This is a genomic window from Bradyrhizobium cytisi (genome assembly GCF_008123515.1).
GTDB classification, from domain to species: domain Bacteria; phylum Pseudomonadota; class Alphaproteobacteria; order Rhizobiales; family Xanthobacteraceae; genus Bradyrhizobium; species Bradyrhizobium cytisi.
The window spans coordinates 17945-35489 of record NZ_VSSR01000109.1; the positions used below are offsets into that span (position 1 = coordinate 17945).

18 protein-coding genes, 1 other RNA gene and 2 pseudogenes are annotated in these 17545 nt (G+C 63.4%); 11 read left to right on the top strand and 10 right to left on the bottom strand.

Going from position 1 to position 17545, the window contains the following annotated elements:
- Nucleotides 1-29: 29 nt before the first annotated feature.
- Nucleotides 30-431: a hypothetical protein gene (locus tag FXB38_RS40115; protein ID WP_148756407.1), complete on the bottom strand. Its 402-nt coding sequence runs from the start codon at nucleotides 429-431 to the stop codon at nucleotides 30-32.
- A gap of 257 nt (nucleotides 432-688) precedes the next feature.
- Between FXB38_RS40115 and FXB38_RS43350 the strand changes: the two genes are divergently transcribed.
- From FXB38_RS43350 to FXB38_RS40125, 3 genes are all read left to right on the top strand, one after another.
- A complete protein-coding gene (locus FXB38_RS43350; RefSeq protein WP_187435488.1) occupies nucleotides 689-853 on the top strand; it encodes a hypothetical protein in 165 nt (54 codons plus the stop codon).
- Between the two features lie 62 nt (nucleotides 854-915).
- A complete protein-coding gene (locus FXB38_RS40120; RefSeq protein ID WP_148756408.1) occupies nucleotides 916-1242 on the top strand; it encodes a hypothetical protein in 327 nt (108 codons plus the stop codon).
- Between the two features lie 41 nt (nucleotides 1243-1283).
- A complete protein-coding gene (locus FXB38_RS40125; protein WP_148756409.1) occupies nucleotides 1284-1772 on the top strand; it encodes a hypothetical protein in 489 nt (162 codons plus the stop codon).
- Here the strand turns inward: FXB38_RS40125 and FXB38_RS40130 are convergent.
- Nucleotides 1769-2670: pseudogene (locus FXB38_RS40130) on the bottom strand (LysR family transcriptional regulator). The gene FXB38_RS40125 and the pseudogene FXB38_RS40130 sit on opposite strands and share 4 nt — an antisense overlap.
- 276 nt (nucleotides 2671-2946) lie before the next feature.
- Here FXB38_RS40130 and FXB38_RS40135 point away from each other — a divergent pair.
- From FXB38_RS40135 to FXB38_RS40145, 3 genes and pseudogenes are all read left to right on the top strand, one after another.
- Entirely contained in the window at nucleotides 2947-3411 is a 465-nt protein-coding gene (locus tag FXB38_RS40135) for a DUF3237 family protein (RefSeq protein WP_148756410.1), read from the top strand.
- Between the two features lie 67 nt (nucleotides 3412-3478).
- Nucleotides 3479-4135 (top strand): VOC family protein, encoded by a 657-nt coding sequence (locus FXB38_RS40140; protein WP_148756411.1) that lies wholly within the window; start codon nucleotides 3479-3481, stop codon nucleotides 4133-4135.
- 10 nt (nucleotides 4136-4145) lie between these two features.
- Nucleotides 4146-4271 (top strand): annotated as a pseudogene (locus tag FXB38_RS40145) (IS5/IS1182 family transposase); the annotation flags it as partial.
- Nucleotides 4272-4503: 232 nt separating this feature from the next.
- Here the strand turns inward: FXB38_RS40145 and FXB38_RS40150 are convergent.
- From FXB38_RS40150 to tkt, 8 genes are all read right to left on the bottom strand, one after another.
- A complete protein-coding gene (locus FXB38_RS40150; protein WP_148756412.1) occupies nucleotides 4504-5295 on the bottom strand; it encodes an inositol monophosphatase family protein in 792 nt (263 codons plus the stop codon).
- Nucleotides 5296-5414: 119 nt separating this feature from the next.
- A complete protein-coding gene (locus FXB38_RS40155) occupies nucleotides 5415-6497 on the bottom strand; it encodes a tetratricopeptide repeat protein (RefSeq protein ID WP_148756413.1) in 1083 nt (360 codons plus the stop codon).
- Between the two features lie 9 nt (nucleotides 6498-6506).
- On the bottom strand, nucleotides 6507-7175 hold the full coding sequence (locus FXB38_RS40160; protein WP_148756414.1) for a thiamine phosphate synthase: 669 nt from the start codon (nucleotides 7173-7175) through the stop codon (nucleotides 6507-6509).
- Between the two features lie 3 nt (nucleotides 7176-7178).
- On the bottom strand, nucleotides 7179-8204 hold the full coding sequence (locus tag FXB38_RS40165; protein WP_148756415.1) for a class I fructose-bisphosphate aldolase: 1026 nt from the start codon (nucleotides 8202-8204) through the stop codon (nucleotides 7179-7181).
- 307 nt (nucleotides 8205-8511) lie between these two features.
- Nucleotides 8512-9579: a class II fructose-bisphosphate aldolase gene (gene fba, locus FXB38_RS40170; protein WP_148756416.1), complete on the bottom strand. Its 1068-nt coding sequence runs from the start codon at nucleotides 9577-9579 to the stop codon at nucleotides 8512-8514.
- Nucleotides 9580-9641: 62 nt separating this feature from the next.
- A complete protein-coding gene (locus FXB38_RS40175) occupies nucleotides 9642-10838 on the bottom strand; it encodes a phosphoglycerate kinase (RefSeq protein WP_148756417.1) in 1197 nt (398 codons plus the stop codon).
- A gap of 172 nt (nucleotides 10839-11010) precedes the next feature.
- Entirely contained in the window at nucleotides 11011-12018 is a 1008-nt protein-coding gene (gap, locus tag FXB38_RS40180) for a type I glyceraldehyde-3-phosphate dehydrogenase (RefSeq protein WP_148756418.1), read from the bottom strand.
- 170 nt (nucleotides 12019-12188) lie between these two features.
- Nucleotides 12189-14183, bottom strand: coding sequence for a transketolase (tkt, locus tag FXB38_RS40185; RefSeq protein WP_347340269.1), 1995 nt, complete (start codon nucleotides 14181-14183; stop codon nucleotides 12189-12191).
- Between the two features lie 289 nt (nucleotides 14184-14472).
- On the opposite strand from tkt, the gene FXB38_RS40190 reads away from it, so the two are divergent.
- The 5 genes from FXB38_RS40190 (at nucleotide 14473) to FXB38_RS40210 (ending at nucleotide 17140) form a co-directional block, all read left to right on the top strand.
- On the top strand, nucleotides 14473-14793 hold the full coding sequence (locus FXB38_RS40190; RefSeq protein ID WP_187435489.1) for a DUF4164 domain-containing protein: 321 nt from the start codon (nucleotides 14473-14475) through the stop codon (nucleotides 14791-14793).
- Complete coding sequence (locus FXB38_RS40195) at nucleotides 14790-15173, top strand: cell division protein ZapA (protein ID WP_148756420.1); 384 nt, start codon at nucleotides 14790-14792, stop codon at nucleotides 15171-15173. The genes FXB38_RS40190 and FXB38_RS40195 overlap by 4 nt, the downstream gene beginning before the upstream one ends.
- A 215-nt stretch (nucleotides 15174-15388) precedes the next feature.
- Nucleotides 15389-15549, top strand: a non-coding RNA gene (ssrS, locus tag FXB38_RS40200) — 6S RNA.
- A gap of 192 nt (nucleotides 15550-15741) precedes the next feature.
- Nucleotides 15742-16338, top strand: a complete 597-nt coding sequence (locus FXB38_RS40205) for a 5-formyltetrahydrofolate cyclo-ligase (RefSeq protein WP_148756421.1) — start codon at nucleotides 15742-15744, stop codon at nucleotides 16336-16338.
- Nucleotides 16316-17140 carry a TIGR00282 family metallophosphoesterase gene (locus FXB38_RS40210; RefSeq protein WP_187435490.1) on the top strand — a complete coding sequence of 275 codons (825 nt, stop codon included), beginning with the start codon at nucleotides 16316-16318 and terminating at the stop codon, nucleotides 17138-17140. The genes FXB38_RS40205 and FXB38_RS40210 overlap by 23 nt, the downstream gene beginning before the upstream one ends.
- Nucleotides 17141-17545 lie beyond the last annotated feature (405 nt).

The following is a 17545-nucleotide window of genomic DNA, read 5'->3' on the forward strand; positions in this document are numbered from 1 at the left end:
CGGAACGATATCGCCGATCCACCGCTGTTCTAATCTGAATATTCCCAGAAATCGTCCGGGATAGAGCTTCCCATGGCAGCCCGCATGGCATCCCGAAAAAGCCTCGCTGCGGGCATTGGACGAAAAGCTAGTGTGCGATCGACGATGAATCCCTCGTCGTTTTCTTCGATAAGATCGAAGCTTTCCAGCTCGTGGCCCTGAATTTTTCCCTTCCATCTCAGTAGGGTTCTTCGGTCGTCTAGCTTCCATTCACCCGTATAGGCACCCTCCCGTAGCGTGGTCGACGTCGCGAAAATCTTCGCAACTACCGCACGACCTTCTGCAGTTCGTATCAACACGGGACTGTGAAAAACAACATTTGGAGCGAGAAGCTTTTCGTAGTCAGCAACAGTGGCGTGGCCCGACTCACGCAGTTTGCGAATTGCATGCATGGTGGACGGCTCCTTGGATGGCTGCAACCCTATGCCTGCTTCTTGGTGACATTTGGCGAGTATAGCGGCAACGCCGCCCGCTTGAAAGCGATTGCGAACGGCGCCGTTTCGGCCCCGCACCCTGACGAAATCGCTCGAAGCCTTCCGCGTTTCGGAAGGAGACTTCTCAGTTTTCCCGTCTGTTGCACCGACAGTTTTCGCTCCACTTTCACCCAACGGCGCCGCCCGAGCGCGACAGCTTACAGATGGAGGCGAATATGGGTGAGGTTATCCGGTTCGTTCCAAAGGCCGAACGCGAACGGCTCCGCCTGATTCAAGAAGCCCGGGCGATCTATGACAGCGTTTTCCCGTCTGATGTCATCGGTGGGCGAAGCGACGGGGCATCAACCGTAGATGCTCGTCGTGGCGATACCCGCCCCTAAAACACAGCACCAAAGCGCACACCACCATCTATCCACTTCGAACGAATCCAAAGGAGGTCACCATGTCGATCCGAAGCGCTCTTTTCACGATTGCATTCCTCACAGCTACCCTTGGTACAGCCCATGCCGAAAGCCTGCGTCCGATCCAAGCCAAGAGCATTGATCTCGGCGACGTATCGGGCGTCACTTACTACACGATCGAGGGCGACGGTTTTCATGTCGTCACAACCCTGGCCCAAGGCGAGGCGGGAACGCCAATCCGTGTTGTGTCAGTTCTTGCACCTGGCCAGCACGTGGTCCTGTCGACGACAAGCCGGAAGACCGGGCTTGAAATCAGCCGGCAACGCGATCGCGTAATTGTCCGCAACGCGAGCTCCACCGTCGACTGAAGTTTGATTGGTCCGCGTATTCTGAAGATTGGGAGCTGAGCATGTCTACGATCCATATCCACCGAACGACCACGTCAACACCTGAACAGTATATTGCTGGGCTCACCGACTTCGGGCCGGGTCGTCGTTCGGAGCTTTTTGGTAACAGCGCGGACGAGTACCTGAAGGTGCATCACAAGGGTATTTCGGAGGCCGACGTCACGGAGGGGTCAGGTGGCATCTGGGAACGCTTGCACTACGATTGGTCTCATCCCAATCGGGTAATCCTCTCGACGACAGATTCCAATGTTTGGGGAGGCGCGTCAGGTCACACCTACAGCTTCACTCGGCGTCCTGACGGCATGACCGAAATCGACGTGACTGTCGTTCGCGATGGAAAGAATTTCAAAGGCTGGGTGCTAGGTGCCGTACTAGGCACGGTTGGCAGGCATGTTTTAGAAAGCGCGTTTGACCGCTCGATCGAGGCGATCGAGGCTCGAAACAGTCTTTCGAGATCTCGCGAAACGGTCGAGCAGGGTCGTGCGGCCTAACTATTAAACTCTGCCAGAACTCGTTTTAGCCGCGGGGCTGCGAAATCGAGGAAAGCTCGCACTTTGATCGGAAGAAATTTATCGGCCGTATAGACGAAGTTGACCGGCATCGTGGGCGGACGAAACTCATCCAGTAGAGTTGTTAACGATCCGCACTTTAGTCCGGAATGGAAATGATACGAGAGAGCGATCGTAATTCCCACGCCCGCGCACGCCGCTTCACACGCGGCCTCGGCGTTGCTGACAACGAGCCGTGGACGCATAGGTATCGCAACCGTCGTCTTGCCTACCGCAAATGTCCAAACATCGAGCGCCATGATGGCCGGATAGCTTATGCAGTCATGACCGGCCAGATCTTCCGGCTTGCGGGGCGTTCCGCGCGTCGCCAGATAGGTGGGATTGGCGCAAACTACGCTTCGCGTTGTTCCCACAGGCACCGCTATCAGACTGCTATCCGGTAACGCGCCAATGCGCAGGCCGATGTCGACCTGCTCTTGAAACAGGCTCTGCACACGATCTGTAAGAATCAAGTTCGTCCTGATGTCAGGAAAGGTCTTGAGGAAGTCGGCAAGGATCGGGATGAGGTGAGTGCGCCCAAGACTCTCCGGAGCCGTAACCGTCAATTCGCCGGTTGGCGCGGTAAACTCTCCAGAGGCCATGCGCTCGGATTCCGTAACATCCGCAAGAATGCGCTTGCAAGCAGATAGGAGCTGCCAGCGTCGGTGAGGACGAGTTGGCGACTTGACCGGTTGAACAGCTTGACCCGCAGATGAGATTCAAGTTCGGAGATCTTGCGGCTAACTGTTGTAAGGGGCGTCTTCATCTGACGCGCCGCAGCCGACAGGCTGCCAGCCTCGACGACCGCAAGAAAGGTTGACATGGCGTCCAGGCGATCCATCGCATCCTCTTCCAAAATTCGGAAGGATAGGTTCCGATTGTGCCACGTAACCGCGGATTTCGGAAGTCGTCGCTAAAGAACACAAGTAATAAGCCCTTGGGCTTGCGGGGCTTCTTCGCTCGAGGGCAAGAGCCCGGGGACGTCGAACCTATAGACCCTCCGTGGTTTGGTAGGGCTCCTTCCGCATCCGTCAGTTGGCAATGTCGAGTGTCGCCTCCACTTTTCGCAGTGAGAGCGAAGTGCCACCATCCGGCACAACGACCACCAAAGGAGAGAATGATGGCCGAGGTTCAGAAAATGCGAGGCGAAAAGATTTACGAGTGCGACTTCAATATCACCGGAGTGACCGACTACGGCGTGACGCTGGATGCACTCCTAAGCGGCAAAGAAAGGGTGCCCCTGCAGGGAGCACGAATTGATGTGGCTTTCGAGGGAGACATCAAAGGTCGGATCACGGGCAAAGTACGTAGTGGCGTCGAATACCTCCAGCTGCGTGCCGATGGACGCACTGATCTCGACGGCAGAGCCACAATTGAAACTGAAGACGGCCATCGCATCGCCATGCGTATTGAGGGCGTTGCGACGCCGCGAGCGAATGAACCGATGATGGACCTCGTTGCCAACGTGCGTCTTACCACCGCAGCTCCGAAGTATGATTGGGTCAACACGAGGCAGATTTGGGGGCTCGCCACTGTAAATTTGGCGACGGCGAAGATACACGTCGAATCGTTCTTGCAGTGACGAACGCAAACCGGCCGGCGGGGCAGAACGCCATGAGAGAATACTTCGCACCATAGAGGAGTTAGGCATGAGCACAATCCAGGAGCAGAGGGGAGCCGCGTCCAGGCACCCGGATGCAAAGAAGGTGAACTTCAAGCTTGAGGCCGTCGTCATACCCGTATCGGATGTCGATCGTTCAAAGTCTTTCTACGGCAGCCTTGGCTGGCGGCTCGACGCAGATTTCGCCGTCGGCGACGCGTTTCGCGTGGTGCAGTTCACGCCTCCCGGTTCACCAGCCTCGGTCCATTTCGGCAAGGGGCTAACGTCCGCAACACCCGGCGCAGCACAGAATATCTACCTGATCGTATCCGACATCGAAGCAGCCCACGCCGAACTCATCGCACGTGGCGCCCAGGTGAGCGATGTATTCCACCGCGCCGGACCGGGGCAGCCGCCTCTGAGCGGACGCGATCCGGCGGGGCGCAGTTATGTCTCGTTCGCCTCTTTGAGCGACCCCGACGGAAACACCTGGCTCCTGCAGGAGATCACCGCGCGATTGCCCGGGCGCGTGGACTCCGACGACACGGCGTTCTCCTCGCCGGCTGAGCTTGCCGCAGCACTTCGTCGCGCCGCCGCCGCGCATGGCGAGCACGAGAAGCGGACCGGCACGCATGATGAAAATTGGCCGGATTGGTATGCCGAATACGTGGTGGCCGAGCAATCCGGCCGTGAGCCGCCGAAATAAGCCAAGATCCAACCGGATCAGGCAACGTCGTCGGATCGCTACACGCTACGATAAGCTTGCCGCCAACTATCTTGCCTTCGTCCAGATCGCATCCATCCGGCTATGGCTCGCTGCCCGTAGCGAGTCCACGCCCTAGTAATGCGGATGCTACGATAGCATTGGCCGGGTCGTGGCCTTCAACCATCCCCCAGGATCGGATGACCGGCCAACATTCGTCAGCGTCGCGGACCGCATTGATGAGCTGGTTTGAGCAGCGCTACGTGGCGCGCTCAAGACGCCTCATGAGTCTAATCGCCGCGCATGCCGGTGAGTACTGGATCGTCCGCCTTCGCGGACGATGACCGCAGTGTGTAAGGTGTGGCCTCGGCCTACGCTGCCTTCCTCAAAATCTTCACCAGCTCGCCGTGCACGAACTCGTTCCCGCACACGACGTCGCCCGTGACGAGCGCATCGCCCGGCGTGTTGATATCGCTCACCGTTCCGCCCGCTTCGCGCACCATCAGCATGCCGGCGGCGATGTCCCAGGATTGCAGATTGCGTTCCCAGTAGCCGTCGAGGCGGCCGGCGGCGACGAAGGCGAGGTCGAGGGAGGCGGCGCCGAAGCGGCGCAGGCCGGCGACGCGGTCCTGGATCGCGGTCATCTCGCGGCGGAATTCCTCGTGGTCGCCGCGGCCGATATGGGGCAGGCCGCAGGCCACCACGCATTCGTTGAGTTGGCGGCGGCCGGCGACGCGCAGGCGCTGGTCGTTGAGGAAGACGCCCTTGCCGCGCTCGGCGATATAGAGCTCGTCATTGGCGGGGTTGTAGATCACGCCTGCGATGATGGTGCCCTCGCGCACCAGACCGATCGAGATCGCGAATTGCGGGATGCCGTGCAGGAAGTTGGTGGTGCCGTCGAGCGGGTCGACGATCCAGGTGTGGCTCTTGTCGGAGCCTTCCCGCGTGCCGCCTTCCTCGCCGATGAAGCCGTAACCCGGCCGCGCCTTGGCGAGGTCCTGGTAGAGAATTTCTTCGGCACGCTTGTCGGCGAGCGAGACGAAATTGGCCGGCCCCTTCAGCGAGACTTGCAAATGCTCGATCTCGCCGAGATCGCGCTTGAGGCTGCGGCCGGCGCGGCGCGCGGCCTTGACCATGACATTGATAGTGGCGGAATACAGCATGAGCTCTGGTCTTGATCGGGGGAGGAGGCGCAGAACCGCGCCATTTGAGGGGATTGGGTGCCCCGCGAGGGGCCAAACGTCAAGTCGTTCAGGTCATTTGCAGGGCATTTGGTGTCAGGTCATTTGTTTCCGAGCCATTTTTTGGCGGCGGCCTCCGCCTTGGCGCGGTCGTCGGCGGGCAGATCGGCCAGCTGCTTGTCGAGCTCCGGGTCGCCCTTGCCGGAGGTTTTGGCCACCAGATGCCATTTGAACCCCTCGACCTTGTCCACGGATGTGCCCATGCCGTTGATCAGGACCCAGGCGAGGCGGTTCTGCGCGATCGCGCTGCCCTGGCGGGAGGCCTTGCGCAGCAACGCCACGGCTGCGGGCTGGTTCTTCGGCGTGCCGGCGCCGTTGAACATGGCGATGGCATATTCAACCTCGGCATCGACATTGTCGGCCAGCGAGGCTGCCTGCAGCAGCCGCACCGACCGATCGGGGTCCTTCGGCACGCCGGTGCCTTCCTTGTAGAAGGTCGCGAGGGCGTATTGCGCCTCGGGCAGCCCGGCATCGGCCGCCTGGCGCAACAGCTCGGCGGAGCGGTTGACGTCCTGCGGCAGGGTCTGGCCGTCCAGATAAAGCAGGGCAAGGTTATAGGCCGCCCTGGGCTCGCCGAGCTTGGCGGCGGAGGCCATCAGCTTGACCGCCTCGCCCTTGTCGACGGGGCCGCCGCGGCCGGCGATGCGCAGCATGGCGAGCGCGAACATCGCCTCACGGTCGCCGGCGTCGGAGGCGCGCTTGTACCATTCGATCGCCTTGGCGTAGTCGCGCCTGATGCCCATGGCGTTGGAATAGAGCTCGCCCAGCATGGTCATGGCCTTGGCATCGCCGGTCTTGGCGCGCGCGCTGGCGAGGTCGAAGGCGGTCTTGTACTGGCCGCGCTGATAGGCGCCGAACACCAGGTCGACGTTGGAATTGTCGGTCGGCGGCGCGGGGATCACGGTTGCCGGCAGCGTCGGGCTCGGCGAGGCCGACGGCTTTGGCGCCGGTGCGGCCTCCTTCTTCCTGGTGATCGTGTGCGGCGCGACCTTTGGCTTTTCCTTTGCCGTTTCCTTGGGCTTCGCAGGGCTCGGGATCGTCGCCGGCGGCGTGATCTGGAGCTGCGCGGCCGCAGGCGCCGCCAGCAGCAGCGTGGTCAGAAGCGTGATGCGCAGGAGTGTCATGGCGGGGCGCTAGCCCTGGCCCGCGGCAACAGCCGTGAAGGCCCTCTTGATCGCGGCATCGGCCTCGATCAGCGCGGCCTTCGGCCCGCGCGAATCCGCCCAGACGAGGTCGCCGACCAGCACGAAATCGGCGCCGCTGGCGGCGAAGTCGTGGGCTTCCTCGAACGACATCGCAAAGCCGACGCAGGGCGGCTCGAACAGCTCGGCCCACCAGTCCAGCCGTTCGGCGATCGCCTGGGACGACGGGCGCTGGCCCTTCGTATCGGGCTCGCCGAACAGCACGTAATCAGCACCCATCTCGCCCGCGTTCATGGACTCGTGCCGCGTCTCGAGCCCGCCGACACCGGCGATGCGATCGGGCTTGAGCGAGGGCATCGCCTCTTCCAGCGCGGCGATGCCTGCGAGATGCGCGCCATCGGCGCCGCCGCGTGCGACGATCTCGGGATGGCCGTCGACGAGCAGGGCCGCGCCGGCGTTCTGCACCATCGGCGCGAGCGCCTTGATCCGCGAGATCATGGTGCGCTGGTCGGTCTCCTTCAGCCGCACCAGCACGGCTGCGACATCGACGGCTGCGAGCAGCGCCGGCAACTCGGCGAGGAGCGCGGCGGGATCGTCGACAACAGGCGTCGCGAGATAAAGACGCGGCGCCGGGCGCGGCGGAGGCGATTTGTTCGACAAGATCTAGGCTGCCTTCTTTTCCAGGCTGCTTTGCCATTCGCCTTTGGAGGCGAGGCCATTCATGCGTGCACGATGACTGAATGCATTTTGTCCGGCCGCGACGTTCTCGGCCTTGCCCGACCAGGCCTTCTGCGGCGCGGCCTGCAGGGCGCGGCCGTAGGAGAAGGTCAGGCCCCAGGGTAGCCTGCCAAGCTTGTGCATGGCGTTGAGGTGCGCAGTCGCCTCCTCGTCCGCCTGGCCGCCGGAGAGGAAGGCGATGCCGGGCACCGCCGCCGGCACGCACGCCTTCAGCAGCCGGATTGTCTTCTCCGCGACCTCCTCGACGGAGGCCTGCTTTGCGCATTTCTTGCCCGAGATCGCCATGTTCGGCTTCAATACCATGCCTTCGAGCGCGACGCGCTGCACGCGCAATTCCTGGAACGTCTCGTTGAGCACGCGGCTCGTGACCTCATAGCAGCGGTCGATGTCGTGATCACCATCCATCAGCACCTCCGGCTCGACGATCGGCACGATCTGCGCGGCCTGGCACAGCGCGGCATAGCGCGCCAGCGCATGGGCATTGACGCTGATCGCGGTCATCGAGGGAATACCGCTGCCGATATCGATCACCGCGCGCCATTTGGCGAAGCGGGCGCCGCGCTCGTAATATTTCTTCAGCCGCTCGGCAAGCTTGTCCAGCCCGACGGTGACTGTTTCGCCCGGGCACATCGGCAGGGCTTGCGTGCCCTCGTCGACCTTGATGCCGGGAATGGCGCCGCTACTCTCGATCAGCTTGACCAGCGGCGTGCCGTCGCCTGCCGCCTGCCAGATCGTCTCGTCATAGAGGATCACGCCCGAGATGTACTGGCTCATGGCCTCTCTCGAGCGGAACAGCATCTCGCGGTAGTCGCGGCGGTTGGCTTCGGTCGATTCCACGCCGATCGCGTCAAAGCGCTTCTTGATGGTGCCGGAGGATTCGTCGGCGGCAAGGATGCCTTTGCCGGGTGCGACCATGGCGGTCGCGATTCCGTTGAGCTCAGTCAGATTCATCGAGAGGTCCTCCCAAAACGATTCTGCCCTTGCCTGTGAAAATAGACGGTTCTCGGGCAATTGCCGAGTTAACGTTCGTCGCAGGGTAAAGGGGGCGGGGAGGGCCGCAAATGAGCGGCTGGCGACGGTTCTCCTCGCCCCGCTTGCGGGGAGAGGTCGGTCGCGAAGCGACCGGGTGAGGGGGGCCTCCGCGAGTCCGTCTGTCACCGCCTTTGCGGAAGCAGCCCCTCACCCCGCCCTCTCCCCGCGAAGGGCGGGGCGAGGGAGACGATAGAGCGTGCCGGGGCTTCACGCCCTCGCGCGGTCCTTACGCCACCTTGGGGTCGAGCTCGCCCTTGGCGTAGCGCTTGGCCATGTCGGCGGGGGTCAGGATCTTCTTGAACTTGGAGGCTTGGCCGGCGGTGTTGAACTCCTGGAGCCGCTGCTTGCACAGCTTGGTCATGGCTTCCATCGCCGGCTTCAGATACTTGCGCGGATCGAACTCTTCCGGATTGTCCTTGAGCACTTTCCGGATCTGGCCGGTCATGGCCATGCGGTTGTCGGTGTCGATGTTGATCTTGCGCACGCCGTGCTTGATGCCGCGCTGGATCTCGGCAACCGGCACGCCCCAGGTCGGCTTCATCTTGCCGCCATGGGCGTTGATGATGTCCTGGAGGTCCTGCGGCACCGACGAGGAGCCGTGCATCACGAGATGCGTGTTGGGCAGCTTGCGATGGATCTCCTCGATCACGTTCATGGCGAGGATGTCGCCGTCCGGCTTGCGGGTAAATTTGTAAGCACCGTGAGACGTCCCCATTGCGATCGCGAGCGCGTCGACCTTGGTCTCCTGGACGAACTTCACGGCCTCGTCCGGATTGGTCAGGAGCTGGTCGTGGCTCAGCTTGCCTTCGGCGCCGTGGCCGTCTTCCTTGTCGCCCATGCCGGTTTCTAGCGAGCCGAGCACGCCGAGCTCGCCCTCGACCGAGATGCCGCCGAGATGGGCCATGTCGGTCACGGTCTTGGTGACGCCGACATTGTAGGTCCAGTCGCCGGGGGTCTTGCCGTCGGCCTTGAGCGAGCCGTCCATCATCACCGAGGTGAAGCCGGCCTGGATCGCGGTCATGCAGGTGGCGGCCTCGTTGCCGTGGTCGAGATGCACGCAGACCGGAATGTGCGGGTAGATCTCGGTGACCGCGTCCATCATGTGCTTGAGCATGACGTCGTTGGCGTAGGAGCGCGCGCCGCGCGAGGCCTGGATGATGACGGGCGCGTCGACCTGGTTGGCCGCGTCCATGATCGCCAGCGCCTGCTCCATGTTGTTGATGTTGAAGGCCGGGACGCCGTAATCGTGTTCCGCCGCATGGTCGAGCAATTGACGCAACGTGATCCGAGCCATCTGTCTTTTTCTCCGTTCGGGCCTCAGGGCCGCTTGTTTCTTGCCGGTTTCTTGCCGTCTGATTACTTGATGCGCAGAACCTCGACGCCGGGCAGGGGCTTGCCCTCCATCCATTCAAGAAATGCGCCACCGGCGGTCGAGACATAGGTGAAATCACCGGCCACATGGGCCTGGTTGAGGGCCGCGACCGTGTCGCCGCCGCCCGCGATCGAGATCAGCTTCTTGGCCTTGGTGCGCGCGGCGGCGTGCTTGGCGGCTGCCATCGTGCCACGGTCGAACGGCTGCATCTCGAACGCGCCGAGCGGTCCGTTCCAGACCAGTGTCGCCGCATCGTCGATGGCGGCGTGGATGCGTGCGATCGATTGTGGGCCGACGTCGAGGATCATGCCGTCGGCCGGGATCGCATCGAGCCCATAGGCGTGCGACGGCGCGTTGGCGGCGAAATGATAGGCGACGGTGGCATCGACCGGGAGGATGATGGCGCACTTGGCGGCCGAGGCCTTCTCCGCGATGCGCAACGCAGTGGCAGCGAGATCCTTCTCGGCCAGCGACTTGCCGATGCCGACGCCCTGGGCGTGCAGGAAGGTGTTGGCCATGCCGCCGCCGATCACGAGCGCGTCGACCTTGCTCACGAGGTTCTCGAGCAGGTCGATCTTGGTCGAGACCTTTGCGCCGCCGATGATCGCGATGACAGGCTTGGTCGGCGAACCCAGCGCCTTCTCCAGCGCGTCGAGCTCGGCCTGCATGGTGCGGCCGGCATAGGCCGGCAGCTTGTGGCCGAGACCTTCGGTCGAGGCATGGGCGCGGTGCGCCGCGGAGAACGCGTCACTGACCCAGATGTCGCCGAGCTTTGCCAGCTCCGCGACGAAGGCCGGATCGTTCTTCTCTTCCTCTTTGTGGAAGCGGGTGTTTTCCAGACAGAGGATGTCGCCATCCTCTAGCGCCGCTACAGCCTTGGCCGCGGGCTCGCCGATGCAATCCTCAGCGAACGCGACGGGCTTCTTCACGACCTTCGACAGCGCTTCGGCGACCGGCCTCAGTGAGTCCTTGGCATCGCGGCCCTTCGGCCGGCCGAAATGCGCGAGCAGGATGACCTTGCCGCCCTTGTCCGAGATTTCGGTGATGGTCGGCGCGACGCGCTCGAGCCGGGTCGCGTCGCTGACGCGTCCGTTGTCCATGGGCACATTGAGATCGACGCGCAGCAGCACGCGCTTGCCCTTCACGTCGACGTCGTCGAGGGTGCGGAATTTGTTCGCCATCGGATACTCTCTCTTGTCCCGGGCGCTCTTGTCCCGGGCGCAACTAGCGGCGCGAAGCGCTGCTGTGCAGAACCGGGACCCACATTGCAGCGAGTCCCGCAGTTGAATGGGTCCCGGCTCTGCGGAGCAGCGCAAGCGCGCTGCACCGCGTCCGGGACACGAGAGTAAACGCTTAGATCACCTTCGCGAACGCGACGGCGGTGTCCGCCATGCGGTTCGAGAAGCCCCACTCGTTGTCGTACCAGGCCATCACGCGCACCAGCGTGCCGTTCTGCACCTTGGTCTGGTCCATGTGGAAGGTGGCCGAGTGCGGATCGTGATTGAAGTCGATCGAGACATTCGGCGCGTTGGTGTAGCCGAGGATGCCCTTGAGCTGCTGCTCGGAGGCGCGCTTCATCGCCTCGTTGATTTCCTTCGGATCGGCGGCGCGCTTGGCGACGATCTTGAGGTCGATCACCGAGACGTTCGGCGACGGCACGCGGATCGAGACGCCGTCGAGCTTGCCCTTCAGCTCGGGCAGCACGAGGCCGATCGCCTTGGCGGCACCGGTCGAGGTCGGGATCATCGACATCGCAGCCGCACGGCCGCGATAGAGATCCTTGTGCAGCGTGTCCAGCGTCGGCTGGTCGCCGGTATAGGCGTGGATCGTGGTCATGAAGCCGGTCTCGATGCCGACGAGATCGTTCAGCACCTTGGCGACCGGCGCGAGGCAGTTGGTGGTGCACGAGCCGTTCGAGACCACCATGTGGTCCTTGGTCAGCGTGTCGTGGTTGACGCCGTAGACGATGGTGGCGTCGGCGCCGTCGGCAGGCGCGGAGACCAGCACGCGCTTGGCGCCGGCGGTCAGATGCGCGGATGCCTTGTCCTTCGCGGTGAAGATGCCGGTGCATTCCATCGCGATGTCGACGCCGAGATCTTTCCAGGGCAGCTTCGAGGGATCGCGCTCGGCGGTCACCTTGATCTTGCCGTTGCCGAGGCTGATCGAGTCGCCGTCGACGGTGACGGTGCCGGGGAAGCGGCCATGAACGCTGTCGAAGCGGAGGAGGTGGGCGTTGGTCTCGACCGGGCCGAGGTCGTTGATGCCGACGACCTCGATGTCCTTGCGGCCGGACTCGGCGATAGCCCGCAGGATGTTGCGGCCGATGCGGCCAAAACCGTTAATTCCGACGCGGACTGCCATGTTTCATCTCCTTATGACCGTTCAATGACGGGCTCGATAACGCCTAGTCTTCCCGCACAACGCGCTATACGCGCCTGCGAGGGTTTTTTAGGGGCGGACGCCCGGTTCAGCCGGGCGGTGCTTGATCATATGAGAGATTACGTAGTCCTTTTTTTTGGCAAGCTCAACTCTCAGGATACGCGCTTCAGCACGGCGTTAACCGCGGCCTCGGCGGTAATGCCGAAATGCTTGTAAAGATCCTTGGCCGGCGCGCTCGCGCCGAAGGAATGCATGCCGATAAATTCGCCATCCTGGCCGATCACGGCATCCCAGCCCCAGCGCACGGCGGCCTCGATCGCGACCTTCACCGGCGCGTTGCCGATGATGGCGGCACGCTTGGCCTCTGGTTGCGCTAACAACAGCTCGAGCGAGGGCACCGAGACCACCCGCGACGGGATGCCGCGCTCGACGAGCTGCTTCTGGGCGGCCACCGCGATCTCAACCTCGGAGCCGGATGCGAACAGCGTCGCCTTGGCTTCCCCTTGCGCGGCCACCAGCTCGTAGGCGCCCTGGGCGCAGGGATTCTCGTTCGGTGCGGTGGTGCGGAGCTGCGGCAGGTTCTGCCGCGTCAGCGCCAGCACCGTCGGGCCGTCGATACGATTCAGCGCCAGCTCCCAGCACTCGGCGACCTCGACGGAATCGCAGGGGCGGAACACGCGCATGTTCGGGATGGCGCGAAGCGCGGCGAGATGCTCGACCGGCTGATGGGTCGGGCCGTCCTCGCCAAGGCCGATGGAATCGTGCGTCATCACGTAGACCACACCGGTGCCCATCAGCGCCGCCAGGCGCATCGCCGGACGCGCATAGTCGGTGAACACGAGGAAGGTCGCACCGTTCGGTGCGAAGCCGCCGTGCAGGAAGATGCCGTTCATCGCGGCACACATGCCGTGCTCGCGGATGCCGTAATGGATGAAGCGGCCTTTCGGCGTCTTGGCGGAGAAGGCGGTTGCCGACTTCGCCTTGTTGTTGTTGGAGCCGGTGAGGTCGGCGGAGCCCGCGAGGAATTCCATCGGCATCGCACCGGCAATCACCTCGATCACGGCTTCCGACGACTTGCGGGTGGCCGCGGTCATCGGCTTCTCCAGCAGCTCCTTCTTGTACGTGCGCACGGCCTTCGCCAGCGAAGCCGGACGCTCGTGGCGCACGCGGCGCTCGAACTCGGCGCGCTTGCGGCTGCCGAGCTCGCCGAGCCGTCCTTCCCACTCCTGTCGTGCCGCGGCGCCGCGCGAGCCGGCTGCGCGCCAGGCCTTAAGCACGTCATCCGGCACTGAGAACGGCTCGAGCGAGATGCCGAGATTTTCCTTGGCGGCCTTGAGCTCGTCGGCGCCGAGCGCCTCGCCATGCGCCTTGGCGGTGCCGGCCTTGTGCGGCGCGCCGAAGCCGATGGTGGTGCGGCAGGCGATCAGCGTCGGCTTGTTGGATTTTTGCGCACGGGTGATCGCGGCGGCAATCGCGGCCTGGTCATGGCCGTCGATCTTCTCGGCCGCCCAGCCGCACGCCTTGAAGCGCTTCACCTGGTCGACCGAATCGGAGATCGAGGTCGGGCCGTCGATCGAGATGCCGTTGTCGTCGTAGAGCACGATCAGCTTGCCGAGCTTCCAGTGCCCGGCCATCGCGATCGCTTCCTGCGACACGCCTTCCATCAGGTCGCCGTCGGAAGCGAGCACGTAGGTGTGGTGGTCGACGATCTTCTTGCCGAACTCGGCGGCGAGCATCTTCTCGGCGAGCGCCATGCCGACTGCGGTCGAGATACCCTGGCCGAGCGGGCCGGTGGTGGTCTCGATGCCCTTTGTGTGGAAGTTCTCGGGGTGACCCGGCGTCAATCCGCCGAGCTGGCGGAATTGCTTGAGCTGGTCCAGCGTCATGTCGCCGTTGCCGGTCAGGTGCAGCAGCGAATAGAGCAGCATCGAGCCGTGACCGGCGGAGAGCACGAAGCGGTCGCGGTCCGGCCAGTCGATTGCGGTAGCATCGTATTTGAGGAACTGCGTGAACAGCACCGTGGCCATGTCGGCGGCGCCCATCGGTAGGCCCGGATGACCCGACTTTGCCTTCTCGACGGCATCCATCGAGAGGCCGCGGATCGCGTTGGCCATACGGTTGGGATCGACCTGCGTCATGTCTGAAATCCGTCTGAAATGAGGCGCTTGTGGCAGAATTCGCCGCGCCGGAAAGAGCCTTTCGGCCGCTGGGGGCGCGGCTGGGATAGCATCTCGGTTCCGGCAGGCCAAGGCAGTCAAACGCCGGTTTGGCCGTAAAAGTTGCTTAGCGGTGCATAGTTTCGCGGCGGCGTTGCGCTTGGCTAGCTTGCCACGTAAATTTCTGCTTCTAACCGCTTGCCGAACCGAGTCTTTTGCCGGACGGCAAGCTCCCAGGTAAAGGCCACGGGTCAAGCCCACAGGTTCCGCCGCTGACTGCATGAACGATCGCGTATCCAACAGCGCTGCCATGACGGAGTCCTCCGCCGTCGAGATCGAGATCGCGACCCGCAGGCTCACGGCGGCGCTCGACGCGCTTGAAAGCGCAGTCGAGCGAAGGCGCGATGCTGACCGCGACGAGAATGAGCTTGCGACGCGAATCCAGGCGCTGGGCGCCGATCGTTCGCGGCTTGCCGACGAGCTCGACGGTGCACTGGTGAAAGCGCGCAAGCTCGAGCGCACCAATCGCGAGATCTCCGATCGGCTGGAGTCCGCAATCGTCACGATACGTTCGGTACTTGATACCGGAGAGGACGGATGAGCCACATCAACGTCACCATCAACGCCCGGCAATACCGCATGGCCTGCGAGGAGGGCCAGGAGGTGCGGCTGTTGAAGCTTGCCGAAGGCCTGGAGACGCGGATTCAGTCGCTGCGCGGAAAATTCGGCGAGATCGGCGATGCCAGGCTCACCGTGATGGCGGCGCTGACCGTCTGCGACGAGTTGGTCGACGCCGGCAACCGCATCCGCACCATGGAGCAGGAGCTGACCGAACTGCGGGATTTCCGCAACGCTGCCGTCGAGCGTGCCCGGATGACCCAGACCGCCGTGGTCAACGCGCTGAACTCTGCCGCCGAGCGCATCGAGAAGTCGACTCAGGTCCTGAACCGCACCGTCGGCAACGGCATCGCGATCGGTTGATTTTGGCGTTTCCCTTGTGGCCATCCTTCGAGACGCCCGCTGCGGCGGGCTCCTCAGGATGAGGTCTTGTTTCGCGGTGAAATCTTAAACCCTCATGGTGAGGAGCCCGCCCAAAGCGGGCGTCTCGAACCATGCAGGCCAAGTTCTCTCGCCGCGTTCGGTGGCCACGTGCGATCGCTCTGGTGATTCGTCAGTATCGTTGTTACATTGCGCAGGCGAGGCTGCGACGCGCGTCCGGAGCCATATATCCCCGGGGCCTTATCGATCCTTTAGGGAACTGTCCCTGGCCGGGCCCGTGGGCCCGGACATATGGTGCCCACCTACTTTCGTAGGGAACTCCGGGATCGAGTGCTTCAACGGCGTTTGCGGCTTCGCACTTTTGTGTTTGCCTGGTTTGTGCTTGTCGAAACGACTGCGGCCAATTCAGTAGGTGTCATGCCCCGGCTTGACCGGGGCATCCAGTACGCCGCTGCCTCTGTGTGAATCACCACCGGCTCTGGAATACTGGATCACCCGCCCCAGTGCGCAAGGGCGCACAAGGCGGGTCATGACGTGGGGACCGAAGCACATGACCAACACCAAATCCGAGCTCCGTGCCAAAGCCCTCGCGGCGCGTGATGCTCTGAGTGAGAAGAAGCGCATCGCAGCCGCCGCCAAGCTTGCCGAGCGCGGGCTGCCGTTCAAGCTGCTGCCCGGCAGCATCGTCTCCGGCTACTCGCCGATCCGCAGCGAGATCGATCCGATGCCGCTGCTGAAGAAGCTCACTGAAGAGGGCGCCAGGCTGGCGCTGCCCTGCGTCACGGCGCGCGGACAGTCGCTGGTCTTCCGTCTCTTCCATCCGAACGACCGCTTGATGCTCGGTCCGCTCGGCATTCCCGAGCCTTCGCCGGCGGCCGCCGAAGTCATCCCCGACATCATGCTGACGCCACTCGCCGCCTTCGACCGTCTCGGCCATCGCATCGGCTATGGCGCGGGGCACTACGACCACACCTTCGCGCACCTCCGCAAGACGAAGCAGATCGTCGGCATCGGGCTCGCTTTTGCAGCGCAGGAGATCAAGGCGGTTCCGGCACTAGCCCACGACGTGGCGCTGGATTATGTGCTAACGGAATCGGACGTTTTCGATTTCCGGAGTTCTGAAGTTGCGCATTCTGTTCGTGGGTGATGTCGTCGGCCGTAGCGGCCGCAACGCCATCGCCGAATATCTGCCCGGCATGATCAAGGACTGGTCGCTCGATTTCGTCGTCGTCAACGGCGAGAATTCGGCGGGAGGCTTCGGCATCACGGAAGCGATCTATCAGGAATTTCTCGATGCCGGTGCCGATGCGGTGACGCTCGGCAATCACTCCTGGGACCAGCGCGAGGCGCTCGTCTTCATCGAGCGCGCCGAGCGACTGGTGCGGCCGGCGAACTATCCGCGCGGCACGCCCGGCCGCGGCGCCGCCCTGGTCGAGGCCAAGAACGGCAAGCATGCGCTCGTCGTCAATGCTTTGGGGCGCGTCTTCATGACCCCGTTCGACGATCCCTTTGCAGCGCTCGAGCGCGAGCTCGGCGCCTGTCCGCTCGGCATTGCTGCGGACGCCATCGTGGTCGACTTCCATTGCGAGGCGAGCAGCGAGAAGCAGGGCATCGGCTTCTTCTGCGACGGTCGCGCCAGCCTCGTCGTCGGCACCCACACCCATGTGCCGACCGCCGACCACCAGATTCTATCAGGCGGCACCGCCTACATGACCGACGCCGGCATGACCGGCGATTACGATTCCATCATCGGCATGCAGAAGGAAGAGCCGCTGCGGAGGTTCACGTCGGGAATTCCGTCGGGCCGGTTCGAGCCGGCCGCGGGCGTCGCGACGCTCAGCGGCGTCGCGGTGGAGACCGATGACGCGACGGGCCTCGCGCTTCGGATTGCTCCGGTGCGTGCGGGCGGCCGGCTGGAGCCGGCGACGCCGAAGTTCTGGTTGAGCTGATTTCTCGTGCGGCATTGTCGGTGCACCCTCGCCCCTTGTGGGCCCCCTTGTGGGAGAGGGTGGCTCGCCGCATAAGCGGCGAGACGGGTGAGGGGTCTCTCTCCGCGAGTCTCACTCTGAGCCGCACTCGCGGAGACAGACCCCTCATCCGGCGCTTCGCGCCACCGGCCCATACCCTCCGCGCTGATGCACGTCACCACCAGCGGCGCGAGCATTTTGAGCCGGTTGATCCGAGATGTTCCGGAGCAGACCTGTTCGATGCTTCGCGGACCGTAGCGCACGACACTGGTCGAGCGCTTGCGTCGATGGTGACCAGATGAAGCGGCGGCTCGAATCCGCAGCGATCGTCAAGTCAGAGCTCATTTTCGCGAAGCGCTGCTGATCGTGCGGCGACATCGGGCGATG

Bases quoted from the DNA above. Each gene is read 5' to 3' on its own strand.
- FXB38_RS40115 (WP_148756407.1), bottom strand. From the start codon at position 431: ATGCATGCAATTCGCAAACTGCGTGAGTCGGGCCACGCCACTGTTGCT.
- FXB38_RS43350 (WP_187435488.1), top strand. From the start codon at position 689: ATGGGTGAGGTTATCCGGTTCGTTCCAAAGGCCGAACGCGAACGGCTC.
- FXB38_RS40120 (WP_148756408.1), top strand. From the start codon at position 916: ATGTCGATCCGAAGCGCTCTTTTCACGATTGCATTCCTCACAGCTACC.
- FXB38_RS40125 (WP_148756409.1), top strand. From the start codon at position 1,284: ATGTCTACGATCCATATCCACCGAACGACCACGTCAACACCTGAACAG.
- FXB38_RS40135 (WP_148756410.1), top strand. From the start codon at position 2,947: ATGATGGCCGAGGTTCAGAAAATGCGAGGCGAAAAGATTTACGAGTGC.
- FXB38_RS40140 (WP_148756411.1), top strand. From the start codon at position 3,479: ATGAGCACAATCCAGGAGCAGAGGGGAGCCGCGTCCAGGCACCCGGAT.
- FXB38_RS40150 (WP_148756412.1), bottom strand. From the start codon at position 5,295: ATGCTGTATTCCGCCACTATCAATGTCATGGTCAAGGCCGCGCGCCGC.
- FXB38_RS40155 (WP_148756413.1), bottom strand. From the start codon at position 6,497: ATGACACTCCTGCGCATCACGCTTCTGACCACGCTGCTGCTGGCGGCG.
- FXB38_RS40165 (WP_148756415.1), bottom strand. From the start codon at position 8,204: ATGAATCTGACTGAGCTCAACGGAATCGCGACCGCCATGGTCGCACCC.
- fba (WP_148756416.1), bottom strand. From the start codon at position 9,579: ATGGCTCGGATCACGTTGCGTCAATTGCTCGACCATGCGGCGGAACAC.
- FXB38_RS40175 (WP_148756417.1), bottom strand. From the start codon at position 10,838: ATGGCGAACAAATTCCGCACCCTCGACGACGTCGACGTGAAGGGCAAG.
- gap (WP_148756418.1), bottom strand. From the start codon at position 12,018: ATGGCAGTCCGCGTCGGAATTAACGGTTTTGGCCGCATCGGCCGCAAC.
- FXB38_RS40190 (WP_187435489.1), top strand. From the start codon at position 14,473: ATGAACGATCGCGTATCCAACAGCGCTGCCATGACGGAGTCCTCCGCC.
- FXB38_RS40195 (WP_148756420.1), top strand. From the start codon at position 14,790: ATGAGCCACATCAACGTCACCATCAACGCCCGGCAATACCGCATGGCC.
- FXB38_RS40205 (WP_148756421.1), top strand. From the start codon at position 15,742: ATGACCAACACCAAATCCGAGCTCCGTGCCAAAGCCCTCGCGGCGCGT.